The 16089-nt window shown below is 42.7% G+C and carries 18 protein-coding genes; 1 reads left to right on the top strand and 17 read right to left on the bottom strand.

Going from position 1 to position 16089, the window contains the following annotated elements; all coding sequences use genetic code 11:
- Nucleotides 1-5 precede the first annotated feature (5 nt).
- Nucleotides 6-302, top strand: coding sequence for an EscU/YscU/HrcU family type III secretion system export apparatus switch protein (locus tag HG263_RS09795; protein WP_171625900.1), 297 nt, complete (start codon nt 6-8; stop codon nt 300-302).
- On the opposite strand, the gene HG263_RS09790 is transcribed toward HG263_RS09795, so the two are convergent.
- From HG263_RS09790 to fliO, 17 genes are all read right to left on the bottom strand, one after another.
- Nucleotides 303-725 (bottom strand): DUF2802 domain-containing protein, encoded by a 423-nt coding sequence (locus HG263_RS09790; RefSeq protein WP_439331988.1) that lies wholly within the window; start codon nt 723-725, stop codon nt 303-305.
- 3 nt (nt 726-728) lie between these two features.
- Nucleotides 729-1226: a chemotaxis protein CheW gene (locus HG263_RS09785; RefSeq protein WP_171625898.1), complete on the bottom strand. Its 498-nt coding sequence runs from the start codon at nt 1224-1226 to the stop codon at nt 729-731.
- Between the two features lie 24 nt (nt 1227-1250).
- Complete coding sequence (locus tag HG263_RS09780; RefSeq protein WP_171625897.1) at nt 1251-2021, bottom strand: chemotaxis protein CheW; 771 nt, start codon at nt 2019-2021, stop codon at nt 1251-1253.
- Between the two features lie 8 nt (nt 2022-2029).
- Nucleotides 2030-2800 (bottom strand): AAA family ATPase, encoded by a 771-nt coding sequence (locus HG263_RS09775; RefSeq protein WP_171625896.1) that lies wholly within the window; start codon nt 2798-2800, stop codon nt 2030-2032.
- Between the two features lie 65 nt (nt 2801-2865).
- On the bottom strand, nt 2866-3975 hold the full coding sequence (locus HG263_RS09770) for a protein-glutamate methylesterase/protein-glutamine glutaminase (RefSeq protein ID WP_171625895.1): 1110 nt from the start codon (nt 3973-3975) through the stop codon (nt 2866-2868).
- Between the two features lie 81 nt (nt 3976-4056).
- Complete coding sequence (locus HG263_RS09765) at nt 4057-6282, bottom strand: chemotaxis protein CheA (RefSeq protein ID WP_171625894.1); 2226 nt, start codon at nt 6280-6282, stop codon at nt 4057-4059.
- A 13-nt stretch (nt 6283-6295) separates the two neighbouring features.
- The gene (locus tag HG263_RS09760) at nt 6296-7078 is read right to left on the bottom strand and encodes a protein phosphatase CheZ (RefSeq protein WP_171625893.1); all 783 of its coding nucleotides are present in this window, start codon (nt 7076-7078) and stop codon (nt 6296-6298) included.
- Between the two features lie 20 nt (nt 7079-7098).
- Complete coding sequence (gene cheY / locus HG263_RS09755) at nt 7099-7482, bottom strand: chemotaxis response regulator CheY (RefSeq protein ID WP_171625892.1); 384 nt, start codon at nt 7480-7482, stop codon at nt 7099-7101.
- Between the two features lie 38 nt (nt 7483-7520).
- Nucleotides 7521-8231: an RNA polymerase sigma factor FliA gene (locus HG263_RS09750; protein WP_171626097.1), complete on the bottom strand. Its 711-nt coding sequence runs from the start codon at nt 8229-8231 to the stop codon at nt 7521-7523.
- A 26-nt stretch (nt 8232-8257) separates the two neighbouring features.
- Nucleotides 8258-9118, bottom strand: a complete 861-nt coding sequence (locus HG263_RS09745; protein WP_171625891.1) for a MinD/ParA family ATP-binding protein — start codon at nt 9116-9118, stop codon at nt 8258-8260.
- Nucleotides 9111-10607 (bottom strand): flagellar biosynthesis GTPase FlhF, encoded by a 1497-nt coding sequence (gene flhF / locus HG263_RS09740; RefSeq protein ID WP_171625890.1) that lies wholly within the window; start codon nt 10605-10607, stop codon nt 9111-9113. Before flhF ends, HG263_RS09745 begins: the two co-directional genes overlap by 8 nt.
- A gap of 21 nt (nt 10608-10628) precedes the next feature.
- Complete coding sequence (flhA, locus tag HG263_RS09735; protein ID WP_171625889.1) at nt 10629-12725, bottom strand: flagellar biosynthesis protein FlhA; 2097 nt, start codon at nt 12723-12725, stop codon at nt 10629-10631.
- 64 nt (nt 12726-12789) lie between these two features.
- On the bottom strand, nt 12790-13920 hold the full coding sequence (flhB, locus tag HG263_RS09730; protein ID WP_171625888.1) for a flagellar biosynthesis protein FlhB: 1131 nt from the start codon (nt 13918-13920) through the stop codon (nt 12790-12792).
- Between the two features lie 3 nt (nt 13921-13923).
- Nucleotides 13924-14703 carry a flagellar biosynthetic protein FliR gene (gene fliR / locus HG263_RS09725; protein ID WP_171625887.1) on the bottom strand — a complete coding sequence of 260 codons (780 nt, stop codon included), beginning with the start codon at nt 14701-14703 and terminating at the stop codon, nt 13924-13926.
- 3 nt (nt 14704-14706) lie between these two features.
- The gene (gene fliQ, locus HG263_RS09720) at nt 14707-14976 is read right to left on the bottom strand and encodes a flagellar biosynthesis protein FliQ (protein WP_152085504.1); all 270 of its coding nucleotides are present in this window, start codon (nt 14974-14976) and stop codon (nt 14707-14709) included.
- A 1-nt stretch (nt 14977) separates the two neighbouring features.
- Entirely contained in the window at nt 14978-15718 is a 741-nt protein-coding gene (gene fliP, locus HG263_RS09715; protein ID WP_171625886.1) for a flagellar type III secretion system pore protein FliP, read from the bottom strand.
- Nucleotides 15711-16019, bottom strand: a complete 309-nt coding sequence (gene fliO, locus HG263_RS09710; RefSeq protein ID WP_246239943.1) for a flagellar biosynthetic protein FliO — start codon at nt 16017-16019, stop codon at nt 15711-15713. The genes fliP and fliO overlap by 8 nt, the downstream gene beginning before the upstream one ends.
- Between the last annotated feature and the right edge of the window lie 70 nt (nt 16020-16089).

Raw genomic sequence — 16089 nt, 5'->3', positions numbered from 1 at the left:
AAGTCATGGAACAAAAAACCGCTATCGGATTGCTATATGAAGCTGGTAGCTCACCTCACGTAGCCTGCAAAGGTTTTGGTGAGTTGGCTGAAGAGATAATAGAACTAGCTAAAGAAAAAGGCATTATGATCCATGAAGATGCTCAATTAGCCACTACACTGAGCCAATTAGACTTACATCAAGAGATCCCAAAAGAGCTCTACTATGTCATAGCAGAGCTGATTGCATTTTCTTATGTTTTACGGGGTAAATTCCCACCAGGTTGGCAAGGTTTTAGTAATAAATTAGATATAAAGGCGTGATTAAGACTTTTGGTGCAATGACATAAGTAACTCAGCCTCTGCTCTAGGAATTTCACATTCGCGCATTATTTCTTCTAAATCAGCACCGAGTTCTATCATTTTTACTGCTCGAGAGTAAATTTTGGCATCCGGATCATCATATCTTTGAGCGGCTTGTTGTTGCGCTAAATCCTTAGCGTAATTTTCACAAGCAACAAGACGCTTGCCGATATTCATCAAACTACTTCTAACTTCAGCTACTTCACTGCGCAAAATAGCAGCCTGATCATGGCTATCTTTAATCTTATGCCTAAGCATATGAATCTCTTGCTGACTGTTTCCCAAGCGCTTACTGAGCATAAAAATTAGCCCCAAGCATACTAAGGTCAGTAAGCTTGAGGCGATGAGTATCAGTACCAACAGATTATTGTTTACAACTTCCACAGCTTATAGATGACTCAACTCGTCCCACTCATCGTCATTGAGTAGCTTGTTTAAATCAACCAAGATCAACAGTTCACCTTCTCTGTTAGATACCCCTTGGATAAACTTGGCACTTTCTTCAGTCCCAATGTTTGGCGCACTGTCGATTTCAGAACTACGTAAATAAACCACTTCGGCAACACTGTCGACTAAAATACCTATGACTTGTTTCTCGGCTTCAATGATCACAATGCGCGAGTTGTCAGTTACGTCAGCACTGACCAATCCGAAACGTGCTCGAGTGTCTATCACTGTCACAACGTTTCCGCGCAGATTAATAATGCCTAAAACATACGCAGGTGCACCAGGCACAGGAGCAATTTCGGTATAACGCAATACCTCTTGAACCTGCATTACATTGATGCCGTATGTTTCATCTTCGAGTTTATAGGTCACCCATTGAAGAACTTCATCGTTACTATCGGCATTTTTGTCTGCGGAAAGTAGTCTATCTTGGCTCATGGTTTAACTCCAAAAAGATCTTGTTTACTGCTCTCGACTATCGAGGCCTTGCTCAAGCAAGCGGTTTAAATTTTCTACATCAATCAAAGCGCACATTTTTTCTTTTATTACGCCTGCAAGCCACGGCCGCTTCCCATCACCCGTACGCCATTTTACATCATCGGGCTGTAAAGTAATGTTATTTACCAAGTTTTCTGCCAGTAACCCCCATGGGCTATCACCCAAAGTGATTAAATACTGGTAGTCTAGGCCCGCCTCTAACTCTGGAGTATACTTTTCCGGCATGACCCAGCACGCGGTATCAACGACATTTAACTTTTCATCTCGATTTAACATCACCCCTTTGAACCACTTCGGCTTCCCAAACAGCTGATTGACTTCACCAAGTTGGTGAATACCACCAAGGGACTTTAAAGGTACTGCTAGTGTCAGTCCCGCGACCTCAAAAAATAAGGCCTGAAATTCATTTTCACCATAAGCTTCTTTAGCGCTAACTATTTGATTTAAAGCTTTAGCCGATTCTTTGATAATAGTATTATTTTCTGGTATCTCAAGATTTTTCGTTTGTTCTTCAGGGATTTCCTGCGCAACAAACGTTTGAGTTTTAGCCTCTACAACTTCATCCGCCTGGACCTCTTTTGTTGGCTCTGTTTGTTTGGGCTCTGAAACATCTGATACTTGCTCTAATAACTTGGCTACAGGCAGCAATGAATTATCTTCAGGCTCTTCCTCAGAAAGTAGCGCTCCGAGATATTGTTTCATCACTTTTTCATTAGCAAACAAATGTTTACTCATTTATACCTCTATTTAACCTGCATTAAATAATCAAGTAGTGCGCGATAGGCAAATACGCCCCTTGACTTAGGGCAGTACTCAACAGGCACTTTTTGCGCCAAGCTGGCATCTCGAAATTTTGTATCGACCGGAATAACACCCGGCCAAACGTAATCTTTATAATTAGCCAATAAGCTTTTGTATGCTTCCAACGATGCCTTGGTACGCTTATCGTACATTGTCGGTATTATGGTATATTGATATTGCTTGGATTGCGAACTTTGCATTAATTCCATCGTTCGCATCATTCGATCTAACCCTTTGAGTGCTAGAAACTCCGTTTGAACCGGTATTAATACTCGTTCACTAGCAGCAAGCGCGTTGACCATCAAGACACCCAGCACTGGTGGACAGTCTAAAATTGCATAATCATAATGGTCGCTTACTTTTTCTAGTGCTTTTTTTAATACCAACCCCATTCCAGCACGATTTCCCATGCTTCTATCCAGAGTCGCAATCGCCATCGTAGCAGGCAAAATATCAAGGTTTTCTATTGTTGACGGGCATAATGCCTGCAAAATTTCTTCACTTTGCATGGTACTACCGCGCGCGAAAATATCATAAACACTAATCTCGAGCTCTTCAGAGTCAATGCCAAAGTAATAAGTCAACGAAGCATGGGGATCGGTATCAATCAGCAACACTCGCTTGCCTTGTAAAGCTAATATCCCCCCAAGACTCACGGTCGTGGTCGTTTTCCCTACTCCCCCTTTTTGGTTTGCTACTGTCCAGATTTTCACGAGCTAATGCATTCTCCAAATTATGAGTTTGTTATTATTGTTCTTTGGCTAATTCGTGCTAGCAGTTAACAACCTACCTCTTTAGCTATACGTGTGGCAACATCTGGTAATGCTAAATGTTCACTAGCAAGCCCAGCATTAGCAACAGCCTGTGGCATACCGTATACAACACAAGTTTTTTCATCTTGCGCCCAGATCGTAGCACCGGCTTGTTTCAGCATACGGGCACCATCTCGTCCGTCCGCGCCCATTCCAGTTAAAACTACTGCTAATACGTCGCCCTGATAGGCCTTAGCTGCGCTAGCAAAAGTAACATCTACACTTGGTTTGTACGTGATCCGAGGGCTGTCGTCTTCAAACACTTTGAGCGTACCTCGAGATTCGACCATCATCTGTTGCCCACCAGGAGCAAGATATGCAACGCCCGGTTCAAGTCTGTCACCTTGCTGCGCTTCTTTTACTCTTATTTTACAAAGGCTATTTAATCGGCTTGCAAAGGCTGGTGTAAATGCCGCTGGCATATGTTGAATAAGTAAAATAGGATACGGGAAGTTAGCAGGCAGCTGCGTCAAGATGGTTTGCAATGCAACTGGACCACCTGTCGATGTTCCAATAGCAACCAATTGATATTTCTTGCCTGAAGCCTTAGCCGCTTTGCTTGATGATCCTACACCTGTGCGTTGAAATGTTCTATCAGGCTGGCTGATACCTGTGCTAGACCCTAATGAGGGCCTTGTCGGCTGACCAGTCGTCGTACTCGTGGTAAACCTAGACAAGCGTCGGCGGCCAATTTCTTTGACTTTAGCCTGTAAAGACTTTATTGCCTCATCGCTATTACGGGCTATGTCTTCAAACTTTTTCGGTAAAAAGTCCAAAGCACCGGCATCAAGGGCGTCTAAAGTGGCACTTGCTCCTTCTCTCGTCAAAGATGAAAACATCAATATTGGAGTAGGATTGGAAGCCATGATTTGCTTTACGGCACTGATGCCATCCAGTACCGGCATTTCAACATCCATTGTAATAACGTCAGGCCGTAACGAAGCTGCTTTTTCTACAGCTTCTTTACCATTCACCGCAAAGTCTATTACTTTTATTTCACTGTCTAATTCAAGTATTTCACTGACTCGGCGTCTGAAAAAACTTGAATCGTCTACTACTAATACTTTAACTGCCATTGGGGCACGCTCATTCAAAATTCAGATCTAAAAAGTGGTGCGCAAGGCACCACTGTGTCTAACAGGCTAAGATAAATAGCGCTACTTACCTGCATAGTGCTTAAGCATATTGGGTACGTCCAGTATTAGGGCGATTCCACCATCTGATGTAATGGTTGCTCCCGCCATACCTGGCGTCCCTTGTAATAACGCATCAAGGGGCTTAATAACTACTTCCTCTTGGCCAATCAAAGAATCTACAACAAAACCCACTTGTTTGGTGCCAATCTGTACAATAACCACATGACCTTCTGCCTTTCGCTTACTTCTGTCAGCACCTTTAACCAGCCAATGCTCCAAGTAGAATAGCGGTATCGCCTTTTCTCTGACGATGATGGTCAGCTGTCCATCAACAATATTGGTTTTGGTTAAATCTAGGTGGAAAATTTCACTCACACCAGCTAATGGCAATGCAAAGGTTTGTTGACCTACCACAACCATTAAGGTCGGTAGTATAGCGAGCGTAAGTGGTACTTTAATCTCTAATATAGTACCAACGCCCAGCTCTGATTTAATATTGACTGAGCCGTTTAGCTGAGTGATTTTAGTTTTCACTACATCCATACCAACACCGCGACCAGAAATATCAGAGATTTCTTCTTTTGTCGAAAAGCCTGGCGCGAAAATTAGGTTATAAGCCTCAGTATCTGATAATCGACTTGCCTGATCAGAATCAATAACGCCTTTACCGATCGCAATCTTTTTAAGCTTTTCAGGATCCATACCTGCACCATCATCGCGGATGGTAAGCAGTATGTGGTCACCCTCTTGCGAGGCAGCTAGTGTAACCGTACCAGTACGCACTTTTCCTGCAGCTTCACGTACGTCCGGCATCTCTATGCCATGGTCCACTGAATTTCGAACCAAGTGCACCAGAGGATCTGCCAAGGCTTCGACGAGGTTTTTATCTAAATCAGTCTCTTCCCCTTCCAAAATTAGGTTGATGTCTTTTTTTAGACTTCTCGCTAAATCTCTCACCACTCTAGGGAAGCGACCAAATACCTTTTTAATTGGCTGCATGCGGGTTTTCATCACCGCACCTTGCAAATCTGCCGTTACAACGTCAAGATTTGAAATTGCCTTGCCCATTGCTTCGCTATTGGTGTTATTAGCTAAGCTCACCAATCTATTACGTACCAACACAAGCTCACCAACCATATTCATGATTTGGTCTAACCGTTTAGTATCTACCCTAACCGTCGTTTCAGCCTGTGGAGCTGGGGCTTTTTTTGCGGCAGCGGGGGCCGCAGCAGCTTTTGGCTCTGGCGCAGCAGCTTTTGGCTCTGGCGCAGGCGCTTTTGGAGCTGGTTTCGGAGTCGGTTTTGCCGGCTCAACTGGTTTCGCAGGTTCACTAGGTGGCTGAGTTACTTTTGGCTCATTAGCAACACCTTCTAAAGAGCGTGGTGCACTCCCCTTACCGTGCAGCTCATCCAACAACGCCTCAAATTCATCGTCATTGATTTCATCGTCGTCAGAACCTGTCGTAGGCTGATTAGATGTTTCATTTTGCACATTAGAGGCTGCTGGTGAACTTTCTTTTTTGATAGCACCAAAGCTGCCTACACCGTGTAACTCATCTAGAAGGCTATCAAACTCATCATCAGTGATGTCTCCATCACTCTCAGCTCCACTTGGTTCGGTCTCTTTAGACACCTTCGCAGGAGCATTACCAGCACCATGTAATTCATCAAGTAAGCTTTCGAATTCATCTTCAGTTATTTCGTCGATGCTATCATCTTGATTTCCTTCAGAACTACCAGCATCCATATCAAACAGAACATCATCTGCCTCAACCATATTTGGTTGCTCAACTTCTTCCGGTTGAGAGTCAACCTCAGAGACCTCTGCAGCTGCTAACTCGATAGCCTCATCCTCAGATTGAGGTTTGCTAAGCTGGTGAAGTGTTTCAAGAAGGGCTGGGTCTGCAGGCTCCGGTTGTTCGCGATTTTGAATATGGCCGAACATTTCATTAATAGTGTCTAACGATTGGAGAATAACATCCATCAACTCTGAAGTGACTTTTCGCTGTCCTTGACGCAAAACATCAAACACGTTTTCCGCACCATGACAAGCGTCAACCAACTCTGTCATACTTAAAAAGCCAGCACCGCCTTTAACGGTATGGAATCCCCTAAAGATAGCGTTGAGCAAATCTTTATCTTCTGGGTTATTTTCTAACTCTACAAGCTGCTCTGACAGCAGTTCTAGGATCTCTCCGGCTTCTACGAGAAAGTCTTGTAGGATATCTTCATCGACTTCAAAGCTCATGCATATTCTCCTATTAGAAGCCTAAACTTGACAGCAAATCATCAACTTCATCTTGGCCAGACACCACATCATCCCGTTGGTCTGCATCAATAATCGGCCCTTCAGGTCCTGAGATTTCATTCACGTCAATGTCAACTGTATTGTCCGAACTAACCGTGCTTTGAGCTTCTTTATTCTTGCTCGGCAGCTCGTCAGATGTACCAAATACGGTTAACAGATTAATTAGGCTATCTTCAACTTCTCTTACCAGCTCTATAACTCGACGAATAACTTGCCCTGTTAAATCTTGATAGTCTTGAGCCATTAGCACATTGGTCATCAGACTTTGTAACTCATCTGTGCGCGTTTGTGACCCTTGCATAAACTTGTCTAAGTCATGACATAGAGACTTGAACTCTCCTAGCTGTATGTCACGTCGCATTAAGCGATCCCAAGTCGGCTTTATGCTAGACAAATCATCCGCCAACTGTTGCGCTAGAGGCAAACTAGCCTCTACAGCATCCATAGTTTTGTTGGCGGCATTTTCTGTCATTTCCATAACGTAATTTAAACGTTGCTTTGCATCAGGAATGGCTTCAGTCGTCAAATCAGCAAGACGCGTGTCGAGTTCAAAATTTTTCAGTGATTCATGCAATTGGCGAGTTAACTTACCCACCTCTGCAAATAACTCAGACTGCTCTTTGTTGGCAGCTTCCAAAATTAATTGGTCTGCTTTTTCTTGTTCACCTTGCTCCAAATATGCAACAAGCTGTTTTGCCTGCTCAAGGCTGATCTGAGGCACAGAAGGCGTTGACATTAGCCTCTCCTTCTTAGTTCTTAGCCTAAACGTTCAAACACTTTTTCTAACTTAGTTTTCAGTGTTCCTGCGGTAAAAGGTTTAACGATATAGCCGTTAACCCCAGCTTGTGCAGCCGCTACAATTTGCTCTTTCTTGGCTTCCGCCGTTACCATCAACACTGGAATGTGCTTAAGGTTATCATCTGCTCTAATAGCTCGGAGCAAATCAATTCCTTGCATGCCAGGCATATTCCAATCTGTTACCACAAAATCAAACTCTTGGTTTTGTAGCATTGGAAGCGCAGTACTGCCATCATCAGCTTCTTGAACATTGGTAAAGCCTAAATCTCTAAGCAGGTTTTTGATTATTCTCCTCATTGTAGAAAAATCATCAACCACGAGAATTTTCATGTTTTTATCCAAAACATCCTCCAGTGAGGTTTGAACCTATTATTTTTACTCTAATTGACCCAGTCATTGATTTTGGCTCTTAGCCTTATCATTGCCTGCCCATGAATTTGGCTAACACGAGATTCACTTACATCTAGTATTTGCCCGATTTCTTTTAAATTCATTTCATCGTTGTAATAAAGCGACAACACAAGGGCGTCTCTTTCCGGCAAAGATTGTATCGCTGCCACTAACGACTCGTTAAAGCGTTCATTTTTAACGTTATTAAATGGTTTGTCTAGCGATAAATCGTTGTCAGCAGGCGAAATAGCATCCTCATCTACACCTAAATCCTCTATACCTATGACTTTACTGCAATTAACATCACTTAGAATATGATGGTACTCATCTAACGTAATATCAAGTTTTTCAGCAATTTCAGTGTCTTTTGGCTCTCGATTGAGGAGGGATTCAAGTTCAGCAATGGCTTCAGCTACCATTCTACTTTTTCGGTGAACTGAGCGTGGGGCCCAATCCCCTCTTCGAATTTCGTCTAACATGGCTCCGCGTATACGGATGCCAGCAAACGTTTCGAAACTCGCCCCCTTTGAGGCGTCGAAATTTTTAGTCGCTTCGATGAGTCCGATCATGCCGGACTGTACCAGATCATCTAATTGAATATTGGCAGGTAAACGTGCCAGTAGGTGACACGCCACTTTTTTGACAAGTGATGCATGACGTTCCACCACTTTATGTAAATTTTCAGATGTCTGATACCCCATCGCTTTACTCACCGATGATGCCATAGTTAACCATTGACAAGTTGTTCAATAAAAAACTCTAAATGACCCGAAGGCTGGTGTGGGATTGGCCACTTTACAGCTTTGCTTGCAAGACCTCTAAATGCCACAGCAGCTGGTGAATTAGGAAACAACTCTACAATCGTTTTCTGACGTCTTGAAGACTTTCGCATATTTTCATCAAACGGAATCGTTGCTACAAGTTCCAGTGCTACATCTAAAAATCTATCCGTCACCTTTGAGAGTTTAGCAAATAATTCTTGCCCTTCGCGTAAACTGCGAACCATATTAGCAACAATTTTAAATCTATACACGCCATGCTCACGGCTAAGTACCTTAATTAATGCATAAGCGTCAGTAATAGAGGTGGGCTCGTCACAGACTACCACAACAACATCCTGAGCAGCACGAGAAAAGCTCAGTACCATATCTGAAATACCTGCGGCGGTGTCGACAATAAGTATATCAAATTCAGTATTTAGTTCACTGAATGCTCTGATGAGACCCGCATGTTCCGCAGGGGTTAATTCAACCATGCTTTGTGAACCAGAGGTCGCTGGTACAATTTTTATTCCTGCTGGACCCTCAACTAAAATCTCGTCCAACTCACATTCACCAGAAAGCACATGTGAAAGATTTTTTTCGACTCGAAGGCCTAACATAACATCACAATTAGCCAAGCCCAAATCGGCATCTAGCACCAACACACGGTTTCCCTGTTGGCCTAGTGCGATAGCTGTATTTAACGATACATTGGTTTTACCCACTCCGCCTTTTCCACCAGTTACCGCGATAACTTTAACACCGTGATTATTATTTTGACTCATTTTACGCAGGCCACTTGCTTGATCTAATACTGTGTTAATCATACATTCCTACTGTCTGAGACGCTACTGCTACAGGTCTCGAATGTTGTGCTTTTATTCTTTTTAAATACAATTGCTCTGCCTTTTTGACTAGCTTTTGAGCATTTGCAACACGAATATCCTCTGGAACTCGCTGTCCGTTAGTAAGATACCCTATTGGCAAGCGATTTTGAATCGCTATGCTAATAATCTCGCCTAAACTTAGACATTCATCAAGTTTAGTAAAGATACAGCCACTTAAATTTACTTTTTGAAAGTGGCGTACAGTTTCTTGCAACACATGCATTTGCGATGTTGCACTTAATACAAGGTAGCTACGAATATCAACTCGAGTGCTTCTCATCAATGTATTTAGTTGTTCAGTCAAACGCAAATCTCTTTGGCTCATACCCGCAGTATCTATTAATATTAGACGCTTATTACGTAAGTGATACAAAACTTCGGCAAGTTCGTTTGCATCTTTTACTTGTTTTACTGGGCATCCAATAATACGACCGTAGGTAGAAAGCTGTTCGTATGCACCAATTCGGTATGTATCGGTGGTGATCAATGCCACTTTATCCGCGCCGAATTTTTGTGCCCCTAATGCTGCAAGCTTTGCGACTGTCGTTGTTTTACCAACACCTGTTGGTCCAACGAATGCGTACACTCCACCTTGGCGAAGAATATCGTTATTGGTTGTATGCATTTGATTAATGACCATATTCAATAACGCATTCCATGCCTCTTTACGAGAAACATCATCGGGAATAAAACACGCCATTTGCTGTGCAACTTCTGCATCAATTCCCATGCCTTGTAAGCGATCAATCAAACATGCACGTGTAGGGTCTCGACGTGCCATTTCTTGCTTCATTAAGCCAGAAACTTGATGCTCCAATAGCTGACGAATCGCATTCATTTCTTCACGCATTGAGGACATTTCGTTAGACTCAGTAGCGCTATGTTGCACCTCATCACCAAAGCCAGATTCTAACTCATCATCAAATTGCCAATCAGCTTCTGTTTGCGCTTGGCGATGGTCTCGCTGCATTCTGTCAATATTCGATGCAAACTTTTGTGTTGCTTGCTCGTGGTGTTTGAAACCTTCAGGTGCAGACTCTTGGTGACGCTGTTTGAAAACTTGATCTGTGTCGATACCCGATTGTGAAAACATTGAAGCTAGTTGCGGCGAACGCGGACGTGGCGCCTGACGCTCAAGCAATGCCTCCAAACTATCAGCAACCTGTGCTTGTGGTGCAGGACGTGCACTTTGTGGCTCAGGACGGACAAAACGAGGACCAGCTGAGCGAGGTTTAGGTTGCTCCATTGCCTGCTCTTGATCAGTTGATTTAGGTGTTGCAGGAGCGCGGTCATTGTCAATTGCAGCAACAATCTCCACGCCATCTGCCAACTTTTTGTTTGACATAATAACCGCATCCACACCTAACTCTTCTTTCACTTCTTTCAGTGCAGTACGCATATCTTTGGCAAAAAAACGTTTAATTTTCATGTTACAACCCCTTAAATCCTATTACTGTCCAACTGAGCTCACAATCTTAATTTGTCTTTCATCTGGCACTTCTTGATATGACATCACGCGAAGGCCGGGGATCGTATGTTTAACAAATCTTGAAAGCACACTTCTTAACATACCTGAGGTTAATAAAATGGACGGGTCACCTAGCATTTCTTGCGTTTGATGAGCTTCTCTCAATGAGTTTTGAAGCCGTTCCGCAAGGCCTGGTTCAATACCTGCCCCTTCATCACCTGCGTTCTGAAGTGACTGATGCAACATCTGTTCCAACTCAGGTGCCAATGTTATGACAGGGATCTCATCTGCGTTACCAACAGCGTCTTGAACTATCAATCTACGTAATGAAATTCTCACTGCAGCCGTTAATACGTCGGGGTCTTGGCTACGTGGGCCATACTCTACCAACGTCTGTACAATAGAGCGCATGTCACGAATTGCAACGCCTTCATTAAGTAAATTCTGTAGTACTTTTACAACCGTAGTAAGAGGAAGCACATCTGGTACTAAGCCTTCCACTAGACGAGGGTGGCTCTTAGCTAACATATCTAGTAAGTTCTGAACTTCTTCATGGCCTAGTAAAAGAGAAGCGTTGTTCGTCAGTAATTGACTAATATGAGTAGCAACTACCGTTGCCGCGTCAACAACGGTATAACCTAATGAATGAGCTTCATCTTTTTGATCTGGCTTAATCCATACAGCATCTAAGCCAAATGCAGGGTCTTTTGTCTCTATGCCTTTAATAGGACCAAACACCTGCCCTGGGTTAATAGCAAGTTCATCGCCATGCTTAAGCTCACCTTCACCTGAACCGACGCCCATCAATGTAATGTTGTATGCATTGGGGTCTAGTTCTAAATTATCGCGAATATGTACAGGTGGAATTAAAAAGCCAAGTTCTTGAGAAAGCTTTTTACGCACCCCTTTAATACGGCTGAGTAATTCACCACCTTGAGATTGATCAACCAATGGGATTAAACGATAACCCACTTCTAAACCAATCACATCAACAGGCTGTACATCATCCCAGCCCAATTCCTTTTGCTCTTGTTTGGTTGCAACATCACCACCTGTCGCTGCTTGCTCCGCGGCTGTTTCCGCTGCTTCTTTTTTCTGTTTTTGAGTAAAATACGCTAAGTAGCCAAGTAAAGCGCCTAAGCTTAAAAACGCAATATGAGGCATGCCTGGCACAAGCCCCATAACTATTAGAATACCTGAAGCTATAAATAGAGATTTTTCATTACCAAGTTGCGTTTTGAACTGGTCCCCCATGTTATGGGATTCGTTTTGACGTGTAACGACTATTGCCGTACCAATTGATAGCAACAGAGAAGGCAGCTGCGCGACAAGGCCATCACCAATGGTTAGCAAAGTATAAACTTCCATCGCTCTGCTAAATGACAGATCATGCTGGATCATCCCTACAAATAAACCACCAACAATGTTGATAACCAAAATTACAATACCCGCTATTGCATCGCCTTTAACGAATTTACTCGCACCATCCATTGAACCATAGAAATCTGCTTCACGAGTGACTTCTTCACGGCGAGCTCTGGCATCTTCAGCACTTATAAAACCTGCGTTCAAATCTGCATCAATCGCCATTTGCTTACCAGGCATTGCATCTAATGTAAAACGTGCTGATACTTCTGAAATGCGGCCTGCACCTTTGGTGATTACTACAAAGTTGATGATAATGAGGATAAGGAAAACCACTAGGCCGACCGCATAGTTACCACCAATAACTACAGAGCCAAATGCTTCGATAACTTTACCAGCGGCATCACCACCGTTATGACCTTCTAAAAGCACAACTCGCGTACTTGCTACATTCAACGCCAAACGCATGATAGTCGCTATCAGCAAAACAGCTGGAAACATACCAAATTCAAGAGGTTTCATGGTGTATACAGTCACCAATAGCACCACTAAAGCCAATGCAATGTTAAAAGAAAATAAAATGTCCAATAAGAAAGGAGGTAATGGCAAAATAACCATACCTAATGCTGCAAGTACCAATAGTGGCGTACCCACACCTTTAGCATATTCTTTCTTATCTCTATTTATCTGCGATAAAAACGCTTTAAATTCCATAACTTAACAACTGCAAAATATTGACACTAAGCAGAAAGTGCAAGTTACGAGCCAAAAATTCTCTCTAGTGTTTTAAATCATCTGGTATGGGAAGATCTTTGCTCAAAGAGGTAGGTCGGCGTCCTCGGCCTTTATTAAATCTTTTTAGCTGAAATACATACGCTAGCACTTGTGCAACTGAGGTAAATAGTTGGTCAGGGATTTGCTCACCCACTTCGGTAGTGTGATATAAAGAACGCGTTAACGCGGGAGACTCGACAATTGGTACTTCATTACCAATTGCCACTTTACGTATTTGCATAGCTAACTCATCAACCCCTTTTGCAATCACAATCGGCGCACCTGCTTTTTCAGTGTCGTATTTCAAAGCCACTGAGTAGTGAGTAGGGTTTGTGACAACAACATCCGCATCCGGCACATCTTGCATCATTCTACGTTGTGACATTTCTCTTTGCGTACGACGAATACGGGCTTTTATTTGCGGATCACCCTCAGAGTTTTTGTATTCATCTTTTATTTCCTGCAACGTCATTTTTAGTTGTTTATGGTGATTATAACTTTGATAAGGCGCATCTATTGCGGAGATAATGATGGTAGTACAGCTAATACCCAGAAACATCCAAGCCAAAATTTCCAATGCATGTATGATGCTGTTCGGGATAGATTCAATACTTAGGTGAAGGATTTCGTAGAAAAAGGCACTGATCAAAAAAATGGCAAACCCCGCCACCAAAGCAAACTTAAGGATCGACTTAAATAGCTCTACAGCAGCTTGAGGACCGAGCATACGCTTTAATCCTTTTGCCGGTGACATTTTACTTGCCTTAGGCGCCGCTGCTTGCCAACTAAAGTTAAACCCACCTAAAAGAGTATTCCCTACAATACCCGCTAAGGCAATGATTAGCACAAACATAGCAAATGGAAAAAGTAACTCCGAAAATGCGATATCCCAAATAGCAAACATCTTTGTTGTGTCATAGGTTTCATTCCGGTTTAGGCTCAAAGCCCTTCCCATGATATTAAAAAGCCCTTTACCCAGTGCTGGCCCGTACAAAAGTAACGATATAGCAGAAAAAATAAGTACAAATGTTGTTCCTAGTTCTTTTGAACGTGCAACCTGTCCTTTTTTACGCGACTCACTTATTTTTTTCTCGGTGGGTTCTTCCGTGCGTTCTTGACCGGAATCTTCTGCCATAATCTACACCGTACAGCCAATTAAGTTACACATTAGCTCTGTCATTTTTAACCATTGGAATTCAAATTGCACAACAAAGTTTCCAAGCGTTGCCCAAATAATTGTTAATCCTGCAACTAGGGTAAACGCAAAACCTACAGAGAATATATTCATTTGTGGTGCAGCTCGGGTCATAACACCAAATGAAATATTGATCACCAGCATTGCGGTTAATGGCGCTAAAGACAATGCTAGCGCAGTGCTAAACATCCATCCACCCCAATTGATTATTTGCCAGTAATTATCAACCACCCACCATTGGCCGTTGATTGGAAAAGTATCAAAGCTAAAAATAATCATGTGCAGCATCATAAGATGCCCATTGAATACAAAAAACAGTAAGGTCGCCAATATTAAATAAAACTGACCAACCGCTGGCACACTCAAGCCATTTGCTGGGTCCACAACCGAGGCAAATCCAAGACCCGTTTGCATAGCGAGAATTTGACCCGCAATAATAAATGTATTCAAAAGTAGCAAAGAAGCAAAACCTATCGCAATGCCAATTATCATTTGTTGAATAACGACATACAGCATAGTGAAAGAGAATAGCTCGACAAATTGTGCTTTAGGTAGGGCTGGCATCACAGCGAATGTGATCACCACAGACAAAGCAAGTTTAATACGAGTTGGCACCGTTTGCGCCCCTAGGCCAGCCATCACCATTATCATTGAGCTGATACGTACCAAAGGCAATAGCAAGTCACTAAGCCACTGCATAATGGTTGCGATGGGAAATTCCATACTCTAGCCTGCTATTTCTGGGATCCGCATAACTATCCCGGTAAAGAAGTCCATTAATACTTGGGTAAACCAATGCCCTCCAACAATAAGAGCCAAAATAGTAATAATCAGCCTTGGTAAAAAGCTAAGCGTTTGTTCGTTAATTGACGTTGCAGCCTGAAACACCGCCACCACTAAACCGACCATTAAGCCTGGCAGTACAATTGCTGCAACCAGCTTGATTACTATAAATAGTGAATCGCTCAGTATATCAACAAAGACTTCTGGCTCCATATTAGACTCCTAACCCAAAACTGCGAGCTAAGGTGCCCATAACTAACCCCCAACCATCAACCAAAACAAAGAGCATAATCTTAAATGGCAACGAAACTATCATTGGCGAAAGCATCATCATACCCATTGCCATCAGAACACTGGCAACAACTAAGTCTACAATTAGGAAAGGGATAAAAAACATAAAGCCGATGATAAAAGCGGTTTGCAGCTCACTGGTTACAAAAGCAGGGATAATCACCACAAAAGGCGTATCCTCTGGTTTATCTAACTTGTCATAGCCCGCTATTTTTGCAAAGGTCTCTAAGTCCTTAATTCGCGTTTGAGAGAGCATAAACGCTTTTAGTGGTTCTTTGGCCTGCTCTAATGCTTGCATTGAGGTGAGCTGTTCATTTAAATAAGGTTGTACAGCTCTGTCATTTATTTGGCTAAATATCGGAGCCATAATAAAAAATGTTAAAAACAAAGACATCCCCAAAAGAATTTGATTTGATGGAGACTGCTGAAGACCAATAGCTTGACGTAAAATAGCCAGCACAACAATAATTCGTGTAAAGCTCGTCATCATGATAACGGCTGCTGGAATAAAGCTCAGCGCAGTCATGATTGCGAGTACTTGTAGCGTTACAGAGTACTCTTGCGAGCCATCGGGGTTGGTTGTTACGCTTAATGCATCAATCCCTTCCGCGCCAGCATATGGAAAAAAACCAAGGCCAATGAGTAATATCAGTAATCTAATCATGTGAATTATTCTTATTGTTTTGCTTGCCCATAAATTTGCTCAACTCTTTTGCAAAAACTGGTATATCCGCTTGTTCAAGCGGCTTTTCAAGCATATACAAATAGTTGATACTATTAGGTGTTACACCCAGTAGATGTTGTTTGTTATCAATCTCTACCACCATCAGCCGTTCTTTGGTTCCAAGTGGTAAACTGCGGATCACCTTGAAGTCTTTACTATTACCAATATTAGGATTGAATTTTTTAACCAAAAACCCCAGCCCTATCACCAACAACACAACCAACATGAGTGACAAGCCCATCGACAGTAGCTCCGAGCTGAAGCCGGGGACGTTTTGTGCCGCTTGCGCAGGCAGGGCTACGCTTAGCAGC

Source organism: Pseudoalteromonas caenipelagi, assembly GCF_013140855.1.
GTDB lineage: Bacteria > Pseudomonadota > Gammaproteobacteria > Enterobacterales > Alteromonadaceae > Pseudoalteromonas > Pseudoalteromonas caenipelagi.
The sequence above is the reverse complement of the archived record's forward strand: the minus strand, read 5'-3'. Positions and strand labels throughout refer to the sequence as shown.

What these genes read in the sequence shown, in the direction of transcription:
- HG263_RS09795 (WP_171625900.1), top strand. Translation starts at nt 6, where the DNA reads ATGGAACAAAAAACCGCTATCGGATTGCTATATGAAGCTGGTAGCTCA.
- HG263_RS09785 (WP_171625898.1), bottom strand. Translation starts at nt 1,226, where the DNA reads ATGAGCCAAGATAGACTACTTTCCGCAGACAAAAATGCCGATAGTAAC.
- HG263_RS09780 (WP_171625897.1), bottom strand. Translation starts at nt 2,021, where the DNA reads ATGAGTAAACATTTGTTTGCTAATGAAAAAGTGATGAAACAATATCTC.
- HG263_RS09770 (WP_171625895.1), bottom strand. Translation starts at nt 3,975, where the DNA reads ATGGCAGTTAAAGTATTAGTAGTAGACGATTCAAGTTTTTTCAGACGC.
- HG263_RS09765 (WP_171625894.1), bottom strand. Translation starts at nt 6,282, where the DNA reads ATGAGCTTTGAAGTCGATGAAGATATCCTACAAGACTTTCTCGTAGAA.
- HG263_RS09760 (WP_171625893.1), bottom strand. Translation starts at nt 7,078, where the DNA reads ATGTCAACGCCTTCTGTGCCTCAGATCAGCCTTGAGCAGGCAAAACAG.
- HG263_RS09750 (WP_171626097.1), bottom strand. Translation starts at nt 8,231, where the DNA reads ATGGGGTATCAGACATCTGAAAATTTACATAAAGTGGTGGAACGTCAT.
- HG263_RS09745 (WP_171625891.1), bottom strand. Translation starts at nt 9,118, where the DNA reads ATGATTAACACAGTATTAGATCAAGCAAGTGGCCTGCGTAAAATGAGT.
- flhF (WP_171625890.1), bottom strand. Translation starts at nt 10,607, where the DNA reads ATGAAAATTAAACGTTTTTTTGCCAAAGATATGCGTACTGCACTGAAA.
- flhA (WP_171625889.1), bottom strand. Translation starts at nt 12,725, where the DNA reads ATGGAATTTAAAGCGTTTTTATCGCAGATAAATAGAGATAAGAAAGAA.
- flhB (WP_171625888.1), bottom strand. Translation starts at nt 13,920, where the DNA reads ATGGCAGAAGATTCCGGTCAAGAACGCACGGAAGAACCCACCGAGAAA.
- fliR (WP_171625887.1), bottom strand. Translation starts at nt 14,703, where the DNA reads ATGGAATTTCCCATCGCAACCATTATGCAGTGGCTTAGTGACTTGCTA.
- fliQ (WP_152085504.1), bottom strand. Translation starts at nt 14,976, where the DNA reads ATGGAGCCAGAAGTCTTTGTTGATATACTGAGCGATTCACTATTTATA.
- fliP (WP_171625886.1), bottom strand. Translation starts at nt 15,718, where the DNA reads ATGATTAGATTACTGATATTACTCATTGGCCTTGGTTTTTTTCCATAT.
- fliO (WP_246239943.1), bottom strand. Translation starts at nt 16,019, where the DNA reads ATGGGCTTGTCACTCATGTTGGTTGTGTTGTTGGTGATAGGGCTGGGG.